The organism is Telluria sp. AIW5 (genome assembly GCF_056680575.1).
In genome coordinates this window covers 1,541,306-1,563,773 of the sequence record NZ_CM155289.1, presented here as the reverse complement: position 1 = coordinate 1,563,773, position 22,468 = coordinate 1,541,306, and the positions used below count along the sequence as shown (strand labels likewise).

Below are 22,468 nucleotides of genomic sequence, written 5' to 3'. Positions count from 1 at the left end.
GGCCGGCGCACGACGCCGGCTCTCTCACCTACCCAAGCTAACCATGTTTGAAAAAATTCTTATCGCCAATCGTGGTGAAATCGCGCTGCGTATCCAGCGCGCATGCCGCGAAATGGGCATCAAGACGGTGGTCGTCCACTCCGAAGCCGACAAGGACGCCAAGTATGTGAAGCTGGCCGACGAGTCCGTCTGCATCGGCCCGGCCGCGTCCGCGCTGAGCTACCTGAACATGCCGGCCATCATCAGCGCCGCCGAAGTGACGGACGCCGAAGCCATCCACCCTGGCTATGGCTTCCTGTCGGAAAATGCCGACTTCGCCGAGCGCGTGGAAAAATCGGGCTTCGTCTTCATCGGCCCGCGTTCGGATTCGATCCGCCTGATGGGCGACAAGGTCTCGGCCAAGCAGGCGATGATCCGCGCCGGCGTGCCTTGCGTGCCGGGTTCGGAAGGCGCGCTGTCGGATGACCCGAAAGAGATCATCCAGACCGCCCGCAAGGTCGGCTATCCGGTCATCATCAAGGCCGCCGGCGGCGGTGGCGGGCGCGGCATGCGCGTCGTCCACACCGAAGCGGCCCTGCTGAACGCCGTGGCGATGACCAAGACCGAAGCCGGTTCCGCTTTCGGCAATCCGGAAGTGTATATGGAGAAGTACCTGGAAAATCCGCGTCACGTGGAAATCCAGATCCTCGCCGACGAACATAAAAACGCCGTCTGGCTCGGCGAGCGCGACTGCTCGATGCAGCGCCGCCACCAGAAAGTGATCGAGGAAGCGCCGGCGCCGGGCATCCCGCGCAAGCTGATCGAAAAGATCGGCGACCGCTGCGCCGAAGCCTGCCGCAAGATCGGCTACCGCGGCGCCGGCACCTTCGAATTCCTGTACGAAAACGGCGAGTTCTATTTCATCGAAATGAACACCCGCGTGCAGGTCGAACACCCTGTCACCGAAATGATCACCGGTATCGACATCGTGCAGGAACAGATCCGCATCGCCTGTGGCGAGAAGCTGCGCTTCAAGCAGCGCGACATCATGCTGGCCGGCCACGCGATCGAATGCCGCATCAATGCGGAAGACCCGTTCAAATTTACGCCGTCCCCAGGCCGCATCACCGGCTGGCATCCGCCGGGCGGCCCTGGCATCCGTGTCGATTCGCACTCGTATGCGGGCTACTATGTGCCACCTCATTACGATTCGATGATCGGCAAGGTAATTTCCTACGGTGCTACGCGTGAGCAAGCCATCCGCCGTATGCAAATTGCGTTGTCGGAAATGGTGGTCGAGGGTATCTTGACCAACATCCAGCTGCACCGCGAATTGATGGTCGATGCCCGCTTCATCGAAGGCGGCACCAACATCCATTACCTGGAACAGAAGCTGGCCAACCGCCCTGACACCAAGGTCGTCGTGAACCCGGACAACAAGGCTGACGCATGAGCTGGACCGAAGTCATCATCGAAATCGCACGCGAGCATGCAGAGGCCCTCTCGGACGCCTTGATGGAAGCGGGCGCGCTGTCGGTTTCGGTGGAAGACGCCGACGAAGGTACCGACCAGGAAAAGCCGCTGTTCGGCGAGCCTGGCATGGAGCCGACGGAAGCGGCCTGGGACCACAGCCGTGTCGTGGCCCTGACCGATGTCGACGCTGACCAGGGAGCGATCATCGCCGAAGCGGCAGCCGCCATCGGGCTGACCCAGGTGCCGTCGTTCACCACGCGCGACGTGGCCGATGCCGACTGGGTCCGCCTGACGCAGTCCCAATTCGAGCCGATCCACATCGGCACCAATATCTGGGTCGTGCCAAGCTGGCACGAGGCTCCTGATCCTGACGGCTTGATCCTGGAACTCGATCCTGGTCTCGCCTTCGGCACCGGCAGCCACCCGACCACGCGCCTGTGCATGGAGTGGCTGGAAGCCCATCCGGCGCCGGGCAAGTCGGTGCTGGACTACGGCTGCGGCTCGGGCATCCTGGCGATGGTCGCGAAAAAACTGGGCGCGGATGACGTCACCGGGGTCGACATCGACCCGCAGGCGATCGAATCGGCCCGTGCCAACGCAGAGCGCAACAACTGCGAGATCACCTTCTATGTGCCGGACGAACTGGCTGTCTCGACGAACGAACGCCATGCAAGCGGCAAGTTCGACACCGTCGTCGCCAACATCCTGTCGAGCCCATTGAAGCTGATGGCGCCGATGCTGTCCGGCCGCGTGGCGCCGGGCGGTTCGCTGGTGCTGTCGGGCGTGCTGGCGCGCCAGGCCGAGGAAGTGGCCGCCGCCTACGCACCTTTCATCAAGCTGGGCGTCTGGGCCGAGCAGGACGGCTGGGTTGCCCTTCACGGGACGCTCGGCCAGGACACCGTACCGGCCGCGCGCTCCGTAACGAGCGGGTAAGCGGATGGCGCTCGCCACCCAATGCCCCCACTGCGGCACGATGTTCCGGGTCGCCTCGGACCAACTCAAGCTGCGTGGGGGCATTGTCCGTTGCGGCTCCTGCCAGGAGATTTTTGACGGCAGCGCAACGCTGGTCGACCTCGATGCCTTGCCAGTCAAGGCGCCGCTGGCGGCCCCGCCGGATCCTGCTCCCCCTGTTCCCGCGCCCCTTGTTTCCGCACCTGCCGCCGCACCTGCTGCTGCTGATTCACTGCCCTCCCCTGCATCCGAACTCGCACCCCAGCCCGCCCCTGCCGCGCAGGCCGAGGTGTACGTCGAGCGCCGTCGTCCTGCCCCTGAAGACGAAGTGGAACCGCTCGCGCCGCTCGAGGTGGCAGTCGAGCTGCCGCGCTTCGAGGACCAGCCGGTCTACACCCTCGACTTCGATCACACCTTCGATCCGTTCGGGATTTTGCCGAAGGTGGACGCGCCGGACGACGCGCCTGCGCCTGACGACGAACCGGACGAGGAGCCTGTCCAGCCGGTCATGCCGCCCTGGTCGCAGTTGCTGAAGAACCCGGAGCCGGTTCCCGAAGCGCCTCCCGCTGTCGCGGCGGCCGCCGGCACTGAAGCGGCGCCAACGGTCGACATCATGCCCGAGCCGGCGGCGTGGACACCACAGCCGGACGAGATGGCCGAACCGACGCCACAGCCGGACGACGTGGCCGAACTGCCGCCGCTGGCCCGGCAAGTGGTCGAGCCGGCTGCGCCGGACACCGGCCACATCGAACCCGCCTTCGGCCTCCCGGTCGACGAAGAACTGGTCGCCCTTGCCCTGCCGGATCACGAGCCCGACCACGAGCCCGACCACGAGCTCGAACCGGGGGCCGCGCCGGCCTCCGCCGCGCGCACGAAAACGCCTCTCGATGACGCGCCCCCGCTCCTGATGCGCGAGTCGACCGCCAGCGTCATCACGCCGCCGGCCGCCGCCCACGTGCCGCCGGCCGCAGCGCGCACGCCGGCCGCCAGGCGTGCCGAAAAAGCCGCGGTGCGCCGATCCAAGCTGACCCCGACCAGGATCGAAGCGCAGCCAAAACTGCGTGTGGCCGAGATCGACGAGCCGGAGTTCGTCAAGCGCGGCCGCCAGCAGGAAGAGAACGGGCGGGCGCGCAAGGTCGCGCTGATCGCCGGCGCGATTGGCCTCGCCGTGCTGCTGTTCGCACAGGGGGTACTCAGCTTCCGCAACACCCTCGCCGCCCGCTTCCCGGCCGCGAAACCGGTCCTGGTGATGGGTTGCGCCGTGTTCGGCTGCCGCGTCGAGCTGCCGGCGCAGATCGACAACCTCGCCATCGAAACCGGTGAACTGACCACGCTCGGCGGCGGCGCCTATTCGTACACGACCGAACTGCGCAACACCGGCAGCACGGCCCAGGCCTGGCCGAGCCTCGAACTCGCGCTGACCGACGCCAACGACAAGCCGCTGGTGCGCCGCGTCTTCGCGCCCTCCGACTACCTCGCCGCCGGCACTGCCGTTGCGAACAGCGCTGCCAACGGCATCGCACCGCGTGCCGAACACGCCATCAAGCTCCACTTCCGGGTGGACGACCTGAAACCCTCCGGCTACCACATCGCCGTCTTCTACCCCTGAATTTTCTCCCCTTACCCCATGACCCAAGCTACCCTGATCTGCGGATCGCTCGCCTTCGACAAGATCATGCAGTACCACGGCCGCTTCGCCGAGACCCTGCTGGCCGACCAGCTGCATCGCGTGAACGTCTCCTTCCTGGTGCCGACCCTGCGCACCGAATACGGCGGTTGCGCGGCGAACATCGCCTACAACCTCAAGCTGCTCGGCGGCGAGCCTTTGATCATGGCGACCCTCGGCCAGGACGGCGCCGACTACCTCGAGCGCCTGCGCAACTTCGGCATCGAGACACGCGCCATCAAGACGATCCAGGACGCCTACACGGCCCAATGTTTTGTGACGGCCGACCAGGACAACAACCAGATCAACGCCTTCCACCCGGGCGCGATGCAGTTCTCGCACGAGAACAAGGTCGCCGACCAGGGCCCGCTGCGCGTGGCGATCATCGCCCCCGACGGCCGCGACGGCATGCTCCAGCACGCGCGTGACTGCGCCGCCCAAGGCCTGCCCTTCATGTTCGACCCGGGCCAGCAGCTGCCGATGTTCAGCGGCGAAGAACTCCTGGCCTTCATCGGGCAGGCGACTTACCTGGCCGCGAACGATTACGAGTTCGAGATGGTGATGGACCGCACCGGCCTGTCGCTCGAGGACATTGCCGCGCGCCTGGACGCGCTGATCGTCACGCGCGGCGAAAAGGGTTCCGAGATCTACGCCGGCGGCGAGCGCCACGACATCCCGGCGGTACCGGCGAGCGCCGTGGTCGACCCCACCGGCTGCGGCGACGCCTACCGCGCCGGCCTCCTGTTCGGCATCGCGCAAGGCTACGACTGGCCGACCACCGGCCGCCTCGCCAGCCTGCTCGGCTCCATCAAGATCGCCCACCAGGGTGGCCAGAACCACAGCTTCACCCAGCAGGAAATCGCCGACAAATTCGCCTCCGCCTTCGGCTACCGCTTCAAATAAGCAAGGCACCGCGAACGCCGCCCCTGATAGTTAGCCGACGCGTAACGTAGGGTGGGCACTCGTGCCCACGCGTTACGCACAGAAAGCGTAGCCACCAGCCGCAACACACCGCTCGTCCCCACCGCGAGCCGAACAAAAAAATGGGCAGCCAACGCTGCCCATTTCCACATCCGCACAATCCAACTTTAAATCGGCACCACAGTCCGGAGCAGATACAACGCAATCTGCAACAACAGCACCGCCACCAGCACCGACAAATCCAGCCCCCCAATCGGCGGCACCACCTTGCGGATCGGGCGTAGCAGCGGATCGTTCAGCGCATGCACGAACGGCGCCAGCGGCGCATGCGGATTGACCCAGCTGAAGATCGCCTCGATGATCAGCAGCGCAATAAAACCATAGATGATCCACTTCACGAAGCGCCCGAGCGCCAGCAGCAGCACCTGCTCGGCCGATGCCCCGACGAGGAACAGGATCGAGGTCGCCAGCACCACCACCAGCAAGGCGCCGATCAGGCTTGCCCAGTCATAGCCGCCGGCCCCCGGCACGATGCGGCGCAGCGGTTTCACGAGCCAGTCGCTCAGCGTGAAGGTGAACTGTGCCACGGATGCCGGCGGACGCACGCGGATGGCCTGCATCCAGAAGCGCAACAGCAGCACCCCTCCCAGCACACTGGCAATGGTATCGACGATCAACTGAAGAATGGACAGCACGAGAACTCCTTGAAATAAAAAAACCGCTGTGTGAACGGCTCACACAGCGGTATTTTGCCCTAAGCGGGCCAGACCTGATGTTACGGACGGCTGCTGGTCGGGAACGGCCATGCGGCCGCCGGTGCCAGCACGGTCTTGGCGGCCGGCGCCGGTGCGGCCGGCTTGGCCTCGCCTGCTGCCTGGGCCGGCTTGGCTTCCGTTTCCTTGGCTGCCGGCTTCTTCGCTGCGGTGGCCTTCTTGGCAGCCGGCTTGGCTGCCGCTTCCGGCTTGGCTTCCGCTTTCACCGCAGGCGTTGCCGCCGCTTCCGGCTTCGCTTCGGTCTTGGCCGCTTCAGGCTTGGCTTCGGCTTTCGCTGCTTCCGGCTTGGTTTCGGCCTTCAGCGCTTCCGGCTTGGCTTCGGCCTTGGCGGCTGGCTTGGCGGCTGGCTTGGTCGCTGCTGCCCTGGCCGGAGCTGGCGCTGCGGTCTTGGTAGCGGCTGGCTTGGTCGCTGCTGCTTTGGCCGGAGCGGATGCTGCGGTCTTGGTAGCGGCAGTCTTGGTAGCGGCAGCCTTGGCTGGAGCTGGGGTGGCAGTCTTAGCGGCTGACTTGACCGGCGCCTTCGTGGCAGCGGCTTTCGCGGGGGCTTTGGCGGCGCTCTTGGCTGGTGCTTTGGCTGCCGACTTGGCTGGCGACTTTGCCGGTGCCTTGGCTGCAGTCTTGGCGGCCGACTTGGCAGGGCCCTTCGGCGCCGACTTGACAGCGGTCTTCGCCGGTGCCTTGGCTGCGCTCTTCGCTGGCGCCTTGGTTGCCGACTTGGTCCCTGCTGCTTTTGCTACCGGCTTGGCGGCTGCAGTCTTCTTGGCTGCTGGCTTGGCGGCTGCTTTGGTCGCGGTCTTTTTCGCTGCTGGCTTCGCTGCCGACTTGGCGGCTGGCTTAGCTGCTGCTTTGGTCGCGGTCTTCTTGGCAGCTGGCTTGGCCGCTACTTTGGTCGCGGTCTTCTTCGCTGCTGGCTTAGCTGCCGACTTGGTTGCGGTCTTGGCGGCTGGCTTGGCGGCTGGCTTGGCTGCGGCTTTGGTAGCGGTCTTCTTGGCCGCTGGCTTGGCTGCCGACTTCGTCGCAGCTGCCTTTGCTACTGGCTTGGCGGACGTCTTCGCAGACGCCCCCTTCTTGGCTGCTGGCTTGGCTGCGGGTTTAGCAGCTGCTTTCTTTGCAGCTGGCTTGGCTGCCGGTTTAGCGGCGGCTTTCTTTGCAGCTGGCTTGGCGGCCGGTTTAGCGGCGGCTTTCTTTGCAGCCGGCTTGGCGGCTGGCTTGGCGGCGGCCTTCTTCGCTGCTGGTTTTGCTGCTGGCTTTGCAGCGGCCTTCGCTGCTGGTTTTGCGGCAGCTTTTGCCGGAGTCTTCGATGCAGCCTTCGCTGCTGGTTTCGCGGCCGCCTTCGCTGGCGCCTTCGATGCTGCCTTCGCTGCCGGCTTAGCCGCAGGCTTGGCGGCGGCTTTCGCCGGCGCCTTCGCTGCGCTCTTGGCTGCCGACTTGGCTACCGCCTTGGCGGCTGGTTTCTCTGCTGCGGCAGCTTTTGCTGCCGGTTTTGCTGCTGTTTTCTTAGCGGCTGTTGCCATTTCGTTCTCCTAATGTGCGATGAGAAAATACGCTACAAGGTTGAAACCCGTCCGTCCGGATGGCAGGCGGGTTATTCATCGGCATAAACCGTTTTGGTTACTGCCAATGAATCCGGCACCAGCTGAACTGCTGCAACTCCTCACAATTGCAGCGCTTCAGCCAACGACGTCGGGACACTCACCCATTACTCCAGCTGCGCTTTCACATCGCTGCCCTTGCGAGCACGAAAAGAAAAAGCCGCCTTGCCTGAAAACGATCAGGCAGTGCGGCTTGTTCTTTTCTGTACGCTTATGTGCATGCTGGCTTGAATCAGCGTCCCATTACGAAAGCCTCGAACTTGCTCGCTACGCTTGATTTCCTGCGCTTGCGAAGCCTGTCGCGGCTCCCTTATTCGATCGGTTTTGTTTGCCCGCGAGCATGCGAAAAAATCCATGTTCACGTTTTGACAAATTCAATCACGTAAAGTACACGAAAACCTTGTCAGTGCGCAACCCGCACACAAGTAAATTCGCTCCCTGGTGACGACTACAACAAAGCCGCTGCGGGAACGAAATCGCAATCCGCCTCGCCTCCATTTCAAAGCGGCCCTGATTGCATCAGGCGCGCTTCGATTTTCGTTCGCCTCAAACGGTCGTTCAGGCAGCGACGCACCGAGCGCGCGATCGCTCTTTCATATTCAGCCTGCCCGTCGAGAATTCGGACGAACGGTGCGGTGCGACGCGATGTCGATCCGCCGTCATACGCTTCCCGCTATCTGCTTTGACCACGCGCAGCCGCATATGTCCCAACGGGTTCGCGCATGCGGTCGGCGCGCGCATGAACGGCAGGCGAATAAAAAAAGCCCGATGATTTCTCATCGGGCTTTCGACATCTATATAGAGCAGCTCTGAATCAATCCCAGTTCAAGGCGCCACCGGTCTGGTACTCCGTCACGCGCGTCTCGAAGAAGTTACGTTCCTTCTTCAAATCGATCATCTCGCTCATCCATGGGAATGGATTCTCTTCGGCCGGGAACAGCGGATCGAGGCCGATCTGCACGGCGCGGCGGTTCGCGATGAAGCGCAGGTAGCCCTTGAACATGGTCGCGTTCAGGCCCAGCACGCCGCGCGGCATGGTGTCTTCGGCGTAGCGGTATTCGAGTTCCACGGCTTCCAGGAACAGGGCTTTCAGCTCCTCGCGGAAGGCCGGGGTCCACAGCAGCGGGTTTTCCATCTTGATCGTGTTGATCAGGTCGATGCCGAAGTTCACGTGCATCGATTCGTCGCGCAGGATGTACTGGTACTGCTCGGCGGCGCCGGTCATCTTGTTCTGGCGGCCCAGCGCCAGGATTTGCGTGAAGCCGACGTAGAAGAACAGGCCTTCCATCAGGCAGGCGAAGACGATGATCGATTTGAGCAGCGTCTGGTCGTTTTCCAGGGTGCCGGTCTTGAAGTCAGGATCGGTCAGAACGTTAATGTGGGGGATCAGGAACTGGTCCTTGTCGTGGATCGACGCGATCTCGTTGTAGGCGTTGAAGATCTCTTTTTCATCCAGGCCCAGCGACTCGACGATGTACTGGTAGGCGTGGGTGTGGATCGCCTCTTCGAAGGCCTGGCGCAGCAGGTACTGGCGGCATTCCGGCGCCGTGATGTGGCGGTAGGTGCCCAGCACGATGTTGTTCGCGGCCAGCGAGTCGGCCGTCACGAAGAAGCCCAGGTTGCGCTTGACCAGACGACGCTCGTCTTCCGACAGGCCGTTCGGGCTCTTCCACAGCTCGATATCGCGCTGCATGTTCACTTCCTGCGGCATCCAGTGGTTCGCGCAGCCGGCCAGGTATTTGTCCCAGGCCCACTTGTATTTGAAAGGCACCAGCTGGTTGACGTCGGTCTTGCCGTTGATGATGCGCTTGTCGTCGGCATTCACGCGCTTGGCGACCTCGGCGACAGGGGCGCTTTCAGGATTACCTGCGGGATTCCCTGCAGGGTTACCTGCGGACAGCGCCGGGTTCGCGACTGGCGCGGTGCTTGGTTCATCGTCCCATGACAGCATGATAGTTCCTCTTCTTTATTCTGTGACGCAGCGCCCGGCGCGAAGGCCGGGCGTGCATTTCAATGCTTAAACTCGGTTACCCGATTATTGGCAGGCTTCGCACTCGTCGAAACCGGCATCGCCCGGACGCAGGTAACACGCCGCGCCGTCCGCTTCTTCAGCGGCCGCAGGCGCTGCCGAAGGAGTAGAAGAAGCGGCTGCCGGCGCCGCATTCCCCACCAGGCCGCCCGAGACCGGCACCGCGTTCAGCGCGCCGGTGCGGGTGGTCGACTTCTCCATGTGCGTCGCCGCGATGGTGCGCAGGTAATAGGTCGTCTTCAGGCCGCGCAACCACGCCAGCTTGTAGGTCTCGTCCAGCTTCTTGCCCGAGGCGCCGGCCATGTAGATGTTCAGCGACTGGGCCTGGTCGATCCACTTCTGGCGGCGCGATGCCTGCTCGACCAGCCACTTCGGCTCGACTTCGAAGGCGGTGGCATAGATGTCGCGCAGGTCTTGCGGCACGCGGTCGATCTTGCTGAGCGAACCGTCGAAATACTTCAGGTCGGCGATCATGACTTCGTCCCACAGGTCGCGTGCCTTCAGGTCGCGCACCAGGTAGCCGTTGATCTCGGTGAATTCGCCCGACAGGTTCGACTTCACGTACAGGTTCTGGAAGGTCGGCTCGATGCAGGCCGACACGCCGATGATGTTCGAGATCGTCGCGGTCGGGGCGATCGCCACGCAGTTCGAGTTACGCATGCCGAACTGCTTGATGCGGTTGCGCACCAGGCTCCAGTCCATCGACTCGCTCGTGTCCTGCTCGAGGTAGCCGCCGCGCTCTTCCGCCAGCAGCTTGATCGAGTCCTGCGGCAGGATGCCGCGGTCCCACAGCGAACCGGCGTACGACTCGTAACGGCCGCGTTCTTCGGCCAGCTCGGTCGAGGCCAGGTAGGCGAAGTAGCAGACGGCTTCCATCGAACGGTCGGCGAATTCCACCGCTTTATCCGAGGCGAACGGCACGCGCATCATGTGCAGGCAGTCCTGGTGGCCCATGATGCCCATGCCGACCGGGCGGTGGCGCAGGTTCGAGTTACGCGCCTTTTCGACGGCGTAGTAGTTGATATCGATGACGTTGTCGAGCATGCGCATCGCGGTGCGGATCGTCTTCTGCAGTTTCACGTGATCGAGACCATCGCCCTTCATGTGCTGCGGCATGTTGATCGAACCCAGGTTGCAGACCGCGATTTCGTCGGCGCTGGTGTTCAGGGTGATCTCGGTGCACAGGTTCGACGAGTGCACGACGCCGATGTGCTGCTGCGGCGAACGGATGTTGCACGGATCCTTGAAGGTGATCCATGGGTGGCCGGTTTCGAACAGCATCGACAGCATCTTGCGCCACAGGTCGAGCGCTTCGATCTTTTTGAAGACCAGCATTTCGCCGCGCTCGGCCTTGGCTTCGTACGCCGTGTAGGCGGTTTCAAAAGCTTTGCCGACCAGGTCGTGCAGGTCCGGCGTCTCGCTCGGGGTGAACAGGGTCCAGTAGCCCTTTTCCATCACGCGCTTCATGAACAGGTCGGGAATCCAGTTCGCCGTGTTCATGTCGTGGGTGCGGCGGCGGTCGTCGCCGGTGTTCTTGCGCAGGTCGAGGAATTCCTCGATGTCCATGTGCCAGGTTTCCAGGTAGGCGCAGACCGCGCCCTTGCGCTTGCCGCCCTGGTTCACGGCGACAGCCGTGTCGTTGACCACTTTCAGGAACGGGACGACGCCCTGCGACTTGCCGTTGGTGCCCTTGATGCGCGAGCCGAGCGCACGCACCGGGGTCCAGTCGTTACCGAGGCCGCCGGCGAACTTCGACAGCAGCGCGTTTTCCTTGATCGCGTCGTAGATGCCTTCCAGGTCGTCGCCGACGGTGGTGAGATAGCACGACGACAGCTGCGAGCGGCGGGTGCCCGAGTTGAACAGGGTTGGCGTGGAGCTCATGAAGTCAAAGCTCGACAGCAGGTTGTAGAACTCGATCGCGCGCTCTTCGCGGTCCGCTTCGCGCAGGGCCAGGCCCATGGCGACGCGCATGTAGAAGGCCTGCGGCATCTCGATGCGCGTTTCGCGCACGTGCAGGAAGTAGCGGTCGTACAGGGTCTGCAGGCCGATGTAGCCGAATTGCAGGTCACGGTCGGCCACCAGGGCTTTGGCCAGGCGCTCGAGGTCATACTTGCCCAGCTCTTCGTCGAGCAGTTCGTTGGCGATGCCCTTGGCGATGTATTGCGGGAAATAAGTGATGTATTCGGCGGCAGCCTTGGCTTGCGGGACTTCCTTGCCGAAGACTTCCTTGCGGATCGTGTGCAGCAGGATGCGGGCCGTGACCTGGCTGTAGGCCGGATCGGTTTCCATCAGCGCGCGCGCGGCCAGGATGGCGGACTTGTGCAGCTCTTCGACCGGCACGCCGTCGTACAGGTTGCGCAGGGTCTCGGCGACGATCGCATCGGCGTCGACGTGCTTCTCCAGGCCGGCGCAGGCGGCGTTCACCAGGGTGTGCACGTCATTGACGTCGAGCGGCAGGCGCTGGCCGTTGTCGACCACGTGGATCTGCGGTGCGGCCACGTGCTGGGCGCCCGAGGCTTCCTTGGCGGCGCGGCGCTCTTCCATCTGCTTGGCGCGGTACAGGACATAAGCGCGCGCGACATCGTGTTCGCCCGAGCGCATCAAGGACAGTTCCACCTGGTCCTGCACATCTTCGATGTGGAAGGTGCCGCCGTTCGGCTGGCGGCGCATCAGGGCGGCGACCACGTTGTTGGTCAGCGCTTCCACCAGCTCGCGGATGCGGGCCGAGACCGCGCCCTGGCCGCCGGCGACCGCCAGGAAGGCCTTGGTCATCGCGACCGAGATCTTGTTCGGCTCGAACGGGACGACGGCGCCGTTGCGGCGCAGGATGCGGTAATCCGCGCGGGCGGCGAGGTCGGCGGCGCTATTTGTGCCACTAAGGCCGGCAGCCGTTCCTGGTGCCGCTTGCGGGTGGATGGAAATGTCTTGTGAAGTCTGCATGGGGCCTCCAGGAAGGGCAGTCAGGCTGCCGCCTAATGTTGAACGATCACCCGCGCGGGCGGGCAGCCAATTGATTGATTAAAAAATGCGCAAAAATACCAAGCAAAACGAAGCTCGGCCAGCGGGCATGGCCAGGCTGGACAACGTTGCTGCCGAATGGATTAAATTGCTTGAAACAAATATGAAACAACCGGGCTGTTGTTGCCCGTGCTACACACTGGGTCTTGAACACTTGAGCCTGCTACCACTAGATCTAGTGCCGTAGTTTGACAATGGACTAATTGTAGTACTTGGCCGGCGCAAGCCGCAAGTGATTAAATTTTCAAATTCGGGTGTTTTTTATGCCCTCAACGCTTGACATCGCAGCGTTGGACCTCGAATGCGCCATCGCCGGTAAGTGAGCACTAACCTTCTGCTCAAAGCTTGTTCAGCGGCTCCGGGCGCTGCCCAAACACAGTGCAGCGTGCTGCATTTTGCACTGGCGAAAAGGCAACAATTTTTGACAGGTCGACGCTTGCGATGACACAAAGTCCGGCCTCGGCCGGTGGGGCGATTACCCCGAGTGGCTACCCGCCGCCGGCGCGGCCGGCACACAGGAATTCGCCGCGCCGTCCCAGCGACCGCCATTGTCCCGGCAGGCGTCGGCATCGTGCTCGTGCTTCATCCACATGAGTGCGGCGATGAGGGCAATCGCCAGGGCGGCGTAACGCAAACGTTTGGGCATTGATTAATTCTCCGGAGCCTGGATATCGAGTTTTTGCATCTGGTAGCGCAACTGACGCACGCTGATGCCGAGCAGGCTGGCGGTCCTGGTGCGGTTGAACTGGGTCTGCTGAAGGGCGCGCTGAATGATATCGCGCTCGACCTGTTCAAGATAGGCAGGCAGGTTGCCCGGCAGGGTAGCCGGACCGACGCCCGGCGCCTCCTCGGCAACGGGCGGCGCCGCCGGAACGGGCGCGGGGGGCGCTGCGACCGGAACCGTGGCGGCGGCCGGCAGCGGCTCCACACGCACGGCATCAAGCACGCGCGCGGCCTTGAGCGACAAATCCTCCACCTGGATCACGCCATCGTTGGCAAAGGCAAGCGCCCGTTCCAGCACGTTCTCCAGTTCGCGCACATTGCCGGGGAAGGAATACGCACGCAGGGCATCGAGCACGCCAGGCCCGAGCGAGGCACTGGCGGCGCCTGGCCCGGCCAGGCGCGCGAGGATGGCGTTCGCCAGCACGGGTAAATCGTCGAGCCTTTCGCGCAGCGGCGGCAGGGCCAGCTCGATCACGTTCAGGCGATAAAACAAGTCCTGGCGAAACACCCCGGTCTCGACGCATTTCGCCAGGTCCTTGTGGGTGGCGCTGATGATGCGCACGTCCACCGGTTCCTCGGCCGTCGCGCCGATCTTGCGCACGCGCCGCTCCTGGATCGCGCGCAGCAGTTTCACTTGCATCGCCAGCGGCAAATCCGCCACCTCATCCAACATCAGGGTGCCGCCGCTGGCCGCCTGGAAGAAGCCGTCGCGCTCCTCCGCCGCTCCGGTAAACGCGCCCTTGCGGTGGCCGAAGAACTCGGACTCCATCAGGTTTTCCGGGATCGCGCCGCAGTTCACGGCGACAAACGGTTTTGCGGCGCGCGAACTCTGGACGTGGATCTCGCGTGCGGCCAGTTCCTTGCCCGCGCCGGATTCGCCGGTGATCGCGATCGGCGCCATCGAGCGCGCCAGGCGCGCAATCTGGGCGCGCAGCGACTGCATCGCCTGCGAATTGCCGATCAGGCGCGAGCCGCTGCCCTCCCCCACGCCCTCGCCCTGTCCAGCGCCAGCGCCAGCGCCGGCATCCGATAACTTCAGCGCCGAGCGCACCATGACGCGCAGTTCATCCAGCACCACCGGTTTCGACACATAGTCGAAAGCGCCCGCCTTCAGCGCCACCACCGCGTTCTCGGCGCTGCCGAAAGCCGTGATCACGGCGATCGGCGTTTTCGACGTACTGGACACTTCGCGCACCAGTTCCAGCCCGAGCCCGTCGGGCAGGCGCATGTCGGTCAGCACCAGGGCGTAAGCGTTGTCCTCGACCAGGCGCCGCGCTTCGCGCAAGGTCGCCGCGCAGTCGACGTCCAGGCCCATTTTGAGGAGCGTGATCTCGAGCAGTTCGCGCAGGTCGGCTTCATCGTCGACGACCAGGATGCGGGGCGAAATCCGGGTTGAATTCATATATTTCTCTCCTGGGCGAAGGTGATGACGAAACGGCCGCTGGCCTTGCGCGGGCCGAGCGCCGCCGTGTCGAAACGCGACTCGTAATCGAGTTTCGCACCATTGTTCAGGCAAAGCTCGCGCGCCAGGTACAGGCCCAGGCCGGTGCCCTTGCTCGAGGTCGTGTAAAACGGTTCGAACAGGTGGGCGCGCACTTCGGAGGTGATGCCGGGGCCGTCGTCCTGCACATGCAGTTCCAGCGTGCCGAAGGCATCCAATTCGGGCCAGATGCGGATGCTGGCCGGTTTGCGGCTGGCGTAGCGGATCGCGTTGCCGAGCAAATTGACCAGCACTTCACGCAGGTGCAGCGCGTCGAAGCGCACCTCGATCGCACCGGCGCCGCCCAGCCACAGCATCTCGTCCGGCAGGCCCTGGGTTTCGCAGAACTCGTTCTTCAGCTCCAGCAGGAACGGCGCCAGCTGGATCGGCTCGGCATAGGGCTGGGCCTTGCGCGAGAGCTGCAGGATGTCCTCGACCATGCGGTTCACGCGCGTCACATTGTCGCCGATGATTTTCAGCAGCCGTACCTCGGCCTTGCCGTGCAGGTCTTCGGCCAGCAAGGCGGTAGCGTGGCCGATCGCCGACAGGGGGTTGCGTACCTCGTGCGCGATGCTGGCCGTCAGGCGGCCCATCGAGGCCAGTTTCAGTTGCTGCGCCTGGTTTTCGATGGCGCTGACGTCCTGCAGGAAGATCACGCTGCGCGCCGGCGCGCCGCCCCCGGGCGCGACAGTGGCAAAGCGCAGTTTCAGGTGGGCCGGCTGGTCGCGCCGCGCGCGCAGGCCCACCTCCCCCACCGCCACCTCCTGGTAGGGTTTCAGGATGACATACGCCCCGTCCGGCCCCGCTTCGCTCGGCACCGGTTCGACCGCGGCCAGCGCCGGCGAGGCGACCGCGCCGATCCAGCTTGCGAACGCATGCGCCACGGGTTCCAGTCCCGGCAAGTCGTCGAGCTGCAGGCCGGCCGCCGCCTCCATGCCGAGCATGCGCCGCGCCGCCGGGTTGGCCGTGTGGATGCGCCCGTCGGTCCCGACCACCAGCACGCCGTCGCCGACGTCGGCGATCACGATCTCGTTGATCGCCTGCTGCACCTGCAGGTCGACGCCGCGCTGGGCCGCCAGCTCTTCCTGGCCGATCAGGCGCGCCGCCAGCCGGTTGAGCACCCAGACCACGGCGAAAAAGGCGATGCCGTACATCCCGGCCTGCCGCAGCGCCGGCTCGCCGTCGTGCGTGACCAGCTGCCAGGCTGCCTCGACCAGGACAAACAGGGTCGCCAGCGCGGCCGAGAACAGGGCCGGCACCAGCGGCGCCAGGATCGCGGCGCCCGCCAGGGGGAACAAATAGAGGATGCCCAGGCCGCTGCGCACGCCGCCGGCGGCCAGGTACAGCAGCGAGATCACGGCCAGGTCGACGGCGATCTGGCTCGCAAGCTGGACCGCGAAACGGCGCCGCCAGAACAGCGTCAGCGCGCCGAAGCAGACGGCGGCGGCCAGGTAGAAGAAGCAGGCGGGCGCGTACCCGGGCGTGGCGCGGGCGCCGCCGTCCCGGACGTCGAGCGCCAGGTAGAGAATCAGCACCAGCGCGATCACGATGCGCGTGACGGTCAGCGCCTGCAGCGAGCGCCAGAAGGTCGCGCGCGACTGCGTCGACAACACCTGCCAGCCGGTCTTCAAGGTCTAGCGCCGCACTGCAGGAAGATGGGCCGGGCTGCAGTAATCGCGCCCGTCGGCATGCAGCGCTTCCGATGCCGGGAAGTGAAGGCCGCACTGCGCGCAGCTGGTCATGTTTTCGATCACGGCGGGCGGCGCCGCTTCGGGCCGTTGCGGCGGCACGTGCACCTGGTGGTTGCGGGCGGCGGCGCGCAGCTTGGCACGCAGCGCGAAGAAGATCAGCACGATCAGGCCGACCCAGAAGACGAGGCGGCTCATGCGATCCCCCGGTGCAGCACGACTTCGAGCACGAAGCGGCTGCCGACATAGGCCAGCGCCAGCGTGGCAAACCCCGCCAGCGTGAACCGCAGCGCGGTCTTGCCGCGCCAGCCGCGCCAGCGGCGTCCGGCCAGCAGCGCCGCGAACAGCAGCCAGGACAGCAGCGCGAAGATATTTTTATGGTCCCAGCGCAGCGCGCGCCCGAACAGCTGTTCCGAAAACACGACGCCCGACAGCACGGTCAGGCTGAGCAGCACGAAGCCGATCCAGATCAGGCGAAACAGCAGCTTTTCCATGGTCAGCAAGGCGGGGAGCTGGTCGAGCGCGCCGCCGAGCCAGCCGCCGGCCGGCAGCGCGCGCGCATGCAGGCGCGTTTCCTGCAGCGCCATCAGGACGGCGTGGAAGGCGGCAATGGTGAGCGTACTGTAGGCCAGCACGGCGACCGCCACATGCCAGCCGAAGGCGCTCGACTGGTTTTGCAGCGACATGATCTCGCCCGGGAACACCATCGGCAGCAAGGCGACCGCGCAGGCGCAGGGCATCACCAGGCGGCGCAGGCCGTCGAGGGCGAAATTGCGGTTCTCGAACCAGTAGGCGGCCACCGACACCCACAGCGCGGCCGAGAGCATGATGGCAAAACCGATGCGCAGGCCGCCCGGCGCGAAGGCGTCGTTCCACAGTGCCGCCCCGTGCACCGCCCAGGCCAGCGCGGTGACGCCGGAAATGACAGCACCCCGGCTCGAGGCCAGCAGGGCGCAGGCCGCGTACAGCAAGGCCGCGGCGAGAAAAAGGGTGTTATGCATAGCGCGAAGTCTACACCATCGGCGCGTGCCAGTCGCCGCCCCTGCCCCGCCCCGCCTGGGAGGGAAGCGTCCGGCGCGGCTAGTCGACCACTGCCATGCGCCGCTCGTCGATATGGTGGCGCTGCTGCTCTTCCATGACGAGCTGGCCGAGTGCGCGTTTCAGGTCGTTGAACGCGGGCGCGGCCGGGTCGCGCAGGCGCGGCAGGTCGACGAGGATGTCGCGCTTGACCGTGCCTGGCCGGTAGGTCATCACGACGATACGGTCGGCCAGGTAAATGGCTTCCTCGATGCTGTGGGTGACGAACAGGATCGTCTTCTTCGTCTCCGTCCAGATGCGCAGCAGCTCGTCCTGCAGGTTGCGCCGGGTCAGCGCGTCGAGCGCGCCAAAAGGCTCGTCCATCAGCATGATCGGCGAATCGAGCGCCAGCACGCGCGCGATCGCCACGCGCTGGCGCATGCCGCCGGACAGGTCTTTCGGATAACGCGTGCGAAACTCCGTCAACGACAGCATGGTCAACAGCCCTTCGACGGTGGCGGCGACCTGCGCCTTCGGCGTTCTCCTGATCTCGAGGCCGAAGCCGATGTTCTTCTCGACCGTCATCCAGGGGAACAGCGCGTACTCCTGGAATACCATGCCACGCTCGGGTCCCGGCGCCGTGACCGGCGTACCGTCGACCGTGATGCTGCCGCCGGTCGGATTCGAAAAGCCGGCCACCGCGTTGAGCAGGGTCGACTTGCCGCAGCCGGAAGGCCCGAGCAGGCAGGTGAACTGGCCGCGCGGGATCGCGAGGTCGATGTCCTGCAGCGCCACCACCTGCCGCCTGCCGCTGGCGAATACCTTGCTCACGCCGTCGATGCGGATGTGCGAATCCATCGGTGTCTTTGTCATGTCAATGCTCCAGTCCCCGGTGCCAGCGCAGCAGGTAGTTGTTCAGGCGATTCACGCCGATGTCGATGGCGAGACCCAGCATGCCGATGGTGATCATGCCGGCGATGATCTTGTCGGACCAAAAATACTCGCGCGCTTCCAGGATGCGGAAACCCAGGCCGTTGTTCACCGCGATCATCTCGGAGACGATGACGACGATGAAGGCGGTGCCGATCCCGATCCGCACGCCCGACAGGATGTAGGGCACGGCGGCCGGCAGGATCACGCGCACGAACATGGTGCCGCGGCCGGCACCCAGGCTGCGCGCGGCGCGCAAATAAATGCCGTCGACCTGGCGCACGCCGGCGATCGTGTTCATCAGCACCGGGAAAAAGGCGCCCAGCGCGATCAGGAACACGGCCGGCGGGTTGCCCAGGCCGAACCACAGGATCGCCAGCGGGATGTAGGCGATCGGCGGAATCGGGCGCAGGATCTGCACCAGGGGATTCATCCACGCATACACGAGGCGGCTCGCACCCATCGCGAGACCGAGCGGCAGCGCCAGCCCGGCGCCGATGGCAAAGCCCACCACCACCCGGTACAGGCTGGTGAGCGTATCGACGACCAGCTCGCCCGAGAATAACCATGAGAGGCGGGCCCACGACCACCAGCCCCCGCCCGCATGCGCGGCGAAGGGCTGCAATGGCAGCAGGTATTCGACCCATTTGCGCCCGACGGCAAGCGGCGCCGGCAGCACCTGCGGGTTGACCAGGCCGGCGCTCGCCACCCACTGCCAGACTGCGAGCGCCAGCAGCGGCACCACCATGCCGACTGTGAGTTCGCGCCAGTTTCGTTTTTCCATGTCGGCTCCGCTCAGTTGACGTTCAGGCTTTTCTTCGCTGCCGCCAGCATGTCCGTGCGCACCCAGTCGCGCGCCACCGGCGGCTGGCGCATGCGCCCGACGCCGGTCCTGGCCATGGTGTCGGTGGTGACCTGGATGTGCTCGGCCGTGATGTCATACGAATACGGCGCATTGCCGATCGCATCCTCGAAATCGTCGACGCTGATCTGGCCCTTGAAGATCGTGTCGCGCACGTATTTCGAGGCCAGCGCCTTGTCGTCGATGAAGGCCTTGGTCGCCTGGACGAAGCAGCGCATGAATTTCTCCGCCAGCGGGCGCCGCCCGTTATGAAACTGTTCGGTCATGACCATGGTGCGCACGGGCGAGCCGATCGGGGTGTCGTAGGGTTTCAGCACCTCCACGCCGAAACCCTTGTTGATCGCCTGCGAGGCCTGCGGTTCGGATTGCATCATGGCGTCGACCTGCTTGCCGATCAGCGCCGCGTTCAGGTCCGCGTAGGAGAGGAAGACCAGCTGCACGTCCTTGCCGGGGTCGGTGCTGGAACTGAGCTTGTGTTTCTGCAGTTCGGCCATGAGCAGCACTTCCTGGATCGCCCCACGCGTGACGCCGACCAGCTTGCCTCTCAGCTGGGCGACGCTCGTGATGTTCAGGCCCGGCAGCGCCACCAGGCGCGCGCCGCCGGTCGCGAAACCGGCGACGACGAAGATCGGGGCGCCGCCGGCGCGTCCGGAGATGGCCGCTTCCGAGGCGGTGGCGCCGACATCGAGTTCGCCGGCGATGATCGCCTGCATCACATCGAGTCCCTTGGCGAAGACTTTTTCCTCGACCTTGATGCCGCATTTCGGCGCGATCTCCTTGATGTACGAGACGGCGCCGAAATGCGCCAGCTTGATGTTCCCGAGCCGCACGACAGCATCCTGCGCCTGCGCCTGCGCCGTGCCCAGCATGGCCAATGCGACCAGGGTTTTACTGAATAGGTTCCTCATGCATTTCTCCCTTATCTGCGTCGAAAAACGGCAGTGGCTGCCGCTGCGGCCCCATCTTTTGCCTCCAGAACGATGCCGAAAGGAAAGGACAGTCCGCAAACACAGAATGTGTCAGATAAAGCAAGCTCGGCTTTTGATGCGGAACAAGATGCGGCCGGCCAAAAATTCGTGGTGCGTAGGCGGCATTGGCGGGCGGACGAGCTGGGCGCGGGGTAAAATGGCGGCTTCGGAAATACCGTCCCCTCTATATATAGTCAGGTAGAACATGCTAGATAACCTTACCCAACGCCTTGCCAAGGTCGTCAAGACGATGCGCGGCGAGGCCCGCCTGACCGAGGCGAACACCGCCGAGATGCTGCGCGAAGTGCGCCTGGCCCTGCTCGAGGCCGACGTGGCGCTGCCGGCGGTGCGCGAATTCATCGCCAAGGTCAAGGAAAAAGCGCTGGGCGAAGAAGTCATCGCCTCGCTCAGCCCGGGCCAGGCCCTGGTCGGCGTGGTGCAGCGCGAGCTGGCCGCCCTGATGGGCGCCGACCTTGGCCCGGAAGCGAGCCAGCTCTCGTTCGCGCAGCAGCCGCCCGCGATCATCCTGATGGCCGGCCTGCAGGGTGTGGGTAAAACCACGACCGTCGGCAAGCTCGCCAAGTACCTGAAGGAACAGAAAAAGAAAAAGGTGCTGACCGTCTCGGCCGACGTCTACCGTCCAGCCGCAATCGCCCAGCTCGAATCGGTGACGAAACAGGTCGGCGCCGACTTCTTCCCGTCGACGTCCACCGACAAGCCGGTCGACATCGCGCTCAACGCGCTGGACTGGGCGAAGAAGCACTACCACGACGTCCTGATCATCGACACCGCCGGCCGCCTCGGTATCGACGAAGCGATGATGCAGGAAATCGCCGCCGTCCACGGCGCCGTGAAACCGATCGAGACCCTGTTCGTGGTCGACGCCATGCTCGGCCAGGATGCGATCAACACGGCCAAGGCCTTCAATGACGCGCTGCCCCTGACCGGTATCGTGCTGACCAAGCTCGATGGCGATTCGCGCGGCGGCGCAGCCCTGTCGGTGCGCCACGTGACCGGTAAGCCGATCAAGTTCGCCGGCGTGTCGGAAAAGCTGGACGGCCTCGAAGCCTTCGACCCGACCCGCATGGCCAGCCGCGTGCTGGGCATGGGCGACATCCTGGCGCTGGTCGAAGAAGCCCGCAAAGGCGTCGACGAAAAGGCGGCCAACGATCTCGCCAACAAGATCAAGGTCGGCGGCCGCTTCGACATGAACGATTTCAAGTCGCAGCTGACGCAGATGAAGAAGATGGGCGGCATGTCGGGCCTGCTCGACAAGCTGCCGGCGCAGTTCCAGCAGGCCGCGGCCGGCGCCAACATGGACCAGGCCGAGAAGCAGGTCAGGCGCATGTGCGGCATCATCGATTCGATGACGCCGCTCGAGCGCGCCAAGCCTGAACTGATCAAGGCCAACCGCAAGCGCCGCATCGCCGCGGGCGCCGGCGTGCAGGTGCAGGAAGTCAATCGCATGCTGACGCAGTACGACCAGATGCAGACGATGATGAAAAAGCTGAAGGGCGGCGGCCTCATGAAAATGATGCGCGGCATGAAGGGCATGATGCCGGGCGGGATGCGTTAAGCGCTTTTCCGGACCCTTTTGTCCCCTTGAAACGCCGCGCCGGCATCTCGCCCGCGCGGCGTTTTTTCATGCGTTTTTCGGCCGTTTTTCACTCTATGAGGACGAGTTGCGAATAAACCCTGTTTTTTGGGCTTATCAGAGTGAAAAAATGGTGAAAAAGACTTGCAGGAACAGTAAAAGGCCACCAATATAAGCCGTGCGATGTATTGCGCAATTTCTCATATTAGGAGGCTCGAAGATGGCAACAGCCAAGAAATCCCCAGCAGCGCCTGCAAAGAAGGCAGCCGCCAAGCCGGCCGCCGCGGCCAAGCCTGCAGCGAAGAAGGCCGCAGCTCCTGCGAAGGAAGCAGCACCGAAAGCGGCAGCAGCCAAGAAGCCGGCCGCCGCACGCAAGCCAAACGCCGCGTTCATGAAAGAACTGACGCCGTCGGCCGAACTGGCTGCAGTGGTCGGCAACAAGCCGCTGCCACGCACCGAAGTGACCAAGAAAGTCTGGGAATACATCAAGAAAGCGGACCTGCAAGCTGCAGACAACCGCCAGATGATCAACGCCGACGACAAGCTGAAAGCCGTCTTCGGTGGCAAGGAACAGGTCTCGATGTTCGAAATGACCAAACTCATTTCGAATCACCTGAAATAAGAATACCTGGCCGTTTGGCCGGATATTAAAAAGCCCCGTTCGCGAGACCGGGGCTTTTTGTTTTTGGGGTTGTAGGGTGGGCCGGGCCACGAAAGGCACTCCGTGCCCACGCGGAACTCGGCATTGTGTTTGCGCTATTCCATCTCGAACCGGCGGCATCGCGGATACGCCGCGAATACGTG

The 22,468-nt window shown here is 64.3% G+C and carries 19 protein-coding genes; 6 read left to right on the top strand and 13 right to left on the bottom strand.

The genetic code is table 11. The features are described from left to right. Window positions 1–43 precede the first annotated feature (43 nt). From accC to AC1MEM_RS06930, 4 genes are read left to right on the top strand one after another with little or no spacing between them, the layout of a single operon-like run. Window positions 44–1,432 (top strand): acetyl-CoA carboxylase biotin carboxylase subunit, encoded by a 1,389-nt coding sequence (gene accC / locus AC1MEM_RS06945; protein ID WP_499476227.1) that lies wholly within the window; start codon window positions 44–46, stop codon window positions 1,430–1,432. Further along, on the top strand, window positions 1,429–2,385 hold the full coding sequence (gene prmA, locus AC1MEM_RS06940) for a 50S ribosomal protein L11 methyltransferase (RefSeq protein ID WP_499476226.1): 957 nt from the start codon (window positions 1,429–1,431) through the stop codon (window positions 2,383–2,385). Before accC ends, prmA begins: the two co-directional genes overlap by 4 nt. A 4-nt stretch (window positions 2,386–2,389) precedes the next feature. After that, window positions 2,390–4,012, top strand: a complete 1,623-nt coding sequence (locus tag AC1MEM_RS06935) for a zinc-ribbon and DUF3426 domain-containing protein (protein WP_499476225.1) — start codon at window positions 2,390–2,392, stop codon at window positions 4,010–4,012. 18 nt (window positions 4,013–4,030) lie between these two features. Next, window positions 4,031–4,972 (top strand): carbohydrate kinase family protein, encoded by a 942-nt coding sequence (locus AC1MEM_RS06930; protein ID WP_499476223.1) that lies wholly within the window; start codon window positions 4,031–4,033, stop codon window positions 4,970–4,972. Between the two features lie 185 nt (window positions 4,973–5,157). Here the strand turns inward: AC1MEM_RS06930 and AC1MEM_RS06925 are convergent, their stop codons facing one another. The 13 genes from AC1MEM_RS06925 to AC1MEM_RS06865 all read right to left on the bottom strand — a co-directional run bounded on the left by AC1MEM_RS06925 (window position 5,158) and on the right by AC1MEM_RS06865 (window position 20,010). Next, window positions 5,158–5,685 (bottom strand): YggT family protein, encoded by a 528-nt coding sequence (locus tag AC1MEM_RS06925; RefSeq protein WP_499476221.1) that lies wholly within the window; start codon window positions 5,683–5,685, stop codon window positions 5,158–5,160. A gap of 80 nt (window positions 5,686–5,765) precedes the next feature. After that, window positions 5,766–7,277 (bottom strand): transcriptional regulator, encoded by a 1,512-nt coding sequence (locus tag AC1MEM_RS06920; RefSeq protein ID WP_499476220.1) that lies wholly within the window; start codon window positions 7,275–7,277, stop codon window positions 5,766–5,768. Between the two features lie 892 nt (window positions 7,278–8,169). Further along, window positions 8,170–9,306 (bottom strand): ribonucleotide-diphosphate reductase subunit beta, encoded by a 1,137-nt coding sequence (locus tag AC1MEM_RS06915; protein WP_499476219.1) that lies wholly within the window; start codon window positions 9,304–9,306, stop codon window positions 8,170–8,172. A gap of 84 nt (window positions 9,307–9,390) precedes the next feature. Continuing rightward, on the bottom strand, window positions 9,391–12,324 hold the full coding sequence (locus AC1MEM_RS06910) for a ribonucleoside-diphosphate reductase subunit alpha (RefSeq protein ID WP_499476218.1): 2,934 nt from the start codon (window positions 12,322–12,324) through the stop codon (window positions 9,391–9,393). Window positions 12,325–12,370: 46 nt separating this feature from the next. Further along, complete coding sequence (locus AC1MEM_RS06905) at window positions 12,371–12,556, bottom strand: hypothetical protein (protein ID WP_499476217.1); 186 nt, start codon at window positions 12,554–12,556, stop codon at window positions 12,371–12,373. 321 nt (window positions 12,557–12,877) lie between these two features. After that, entirely contained in the window at window positions 12,878–13,048 is a 171-nt protein-coding gene (locus AC1MEM_RS06900; RefSeq protein ID WP_499476216.1) for a hypothetical protein, read from the bottom strand. A 3-nt stretch (window positions 13,049–13,051) separates the two neighbouring features. Continuing rightward, window positions 13,052–14,527, bottom strand: coding sequence for a sigma-54-dependent transcriptional regulator (locus AC1MEM_RS06895; protein ID WP_499476215.1), 1,476 nt, complete (start codon window positions 14,525–14,527; stop codon window positions 13,052–13,054). Next, entirely contained in the window at window positions 14,524–16,236 is a 1,713-nt protein-coding gene (locus AC1MEM_RS06890) for a sensor histidine kinase (RefSeq protein WP_499476214.1), read from the bottom strand. Before AC1MEM_RS06890 ends, AC1MEM_RS06895 begins: the two co-directional genes overlap by 4 nt. A 3-nt stretch (window positions 16,237–16,239) precedes the next feature. Beyond that, window positions 16,240–16,491: a PP0621 family protein gene (locus AC1MEM_RS06885; protein ID WP_499476212.1), complete on the bottom strand. Its 252-nt coding sequence runs from the start codon at window positions 16,489–16,491 to the stop codon at window positions 16,240–16,242. Next, window positions 16,488–17,294: a cytochrome C assembly family protein gene (locus tag AC1MEM_RS06880; RefSeq protein ID WP_499476210.1), complete on the bottom strand. Its 807-nt coding sequence runs from the start codon at window positions 17,292–17,294 to the stop codon at window positions 16,488–16,490. Before AC1MEM_RS06880 ends, AC1MEM_RS06885 begins: the two co-directional genes overlap by 4 nt. Window positions 17,295–17,373: 79 nt before the next feature. Then, on the bottom strand, window positions 17,374–18,183 hold the full coding sequence (locus AC1MEM_RS06875) for an ABC transporter ATP-binding protein (RefSeq protein WP_499476209.1): 810 nt from the start codon (window positions 18,181–18,183) through the stop codon (window positions 17,374–17,376). Between the two features lies 1 nt (window position 18,184). Continuing rightward, a complete protein-coding gene (locus tag AC1MEM_RS06870; RefSeq protein ID WP_499476208.1) occupies window positions 18,185–19,024 on the bottom strand; it encodes an ABC transporter permease in 840 nt (279 codons plus the stop codon). A gap of 11 nt (window positions 19,025–19,035) precedes the next feature. Further along, complete coding sequence (locus AC1MEM_RS06865) at window positions 19,036–20,010, bottom strand: ABC transporter substrate-binding protein (RefSeq protein ID WP_499476206.1); 975 nt, start codon at window positions 20,008–20,010, stop codon at window positions 19,036–19,038. 265 nt (window positions 20,011–20,275) lie between these two features. Here AC1MEM_RS06865 and ffh point away from each other — a divergent pair, with 265 nt between their 5' ends. Next, window positions 20,276–21,646: a signal recognition particle protein gene (gene ffh / locus AC1MEM_RS06860; protein ID WP_499476204.1), complete on the top strand. Its 1,371-nt coding sequence runs from the start codon at window positions 20,276–20,278 to the stop codon at window positions 21,644–21,646. Window positions 21,647–21,884: 238 nt separating this feature from the next. Next, window positions 21,885–22,286: an SWIB/MDM2 domain-containing protein gene (locus tag AC1MEM_RS06855; RefSeq protein ID WP_192052630.1), complete on the top strand. Its 402-nt coding sequence runs from the start codon at window positions 21,885–21,887 to the stop codon at window positions 22,284–22,286. Window positions 22,287–22,468 lie beyond the last annotated feature (182 nt).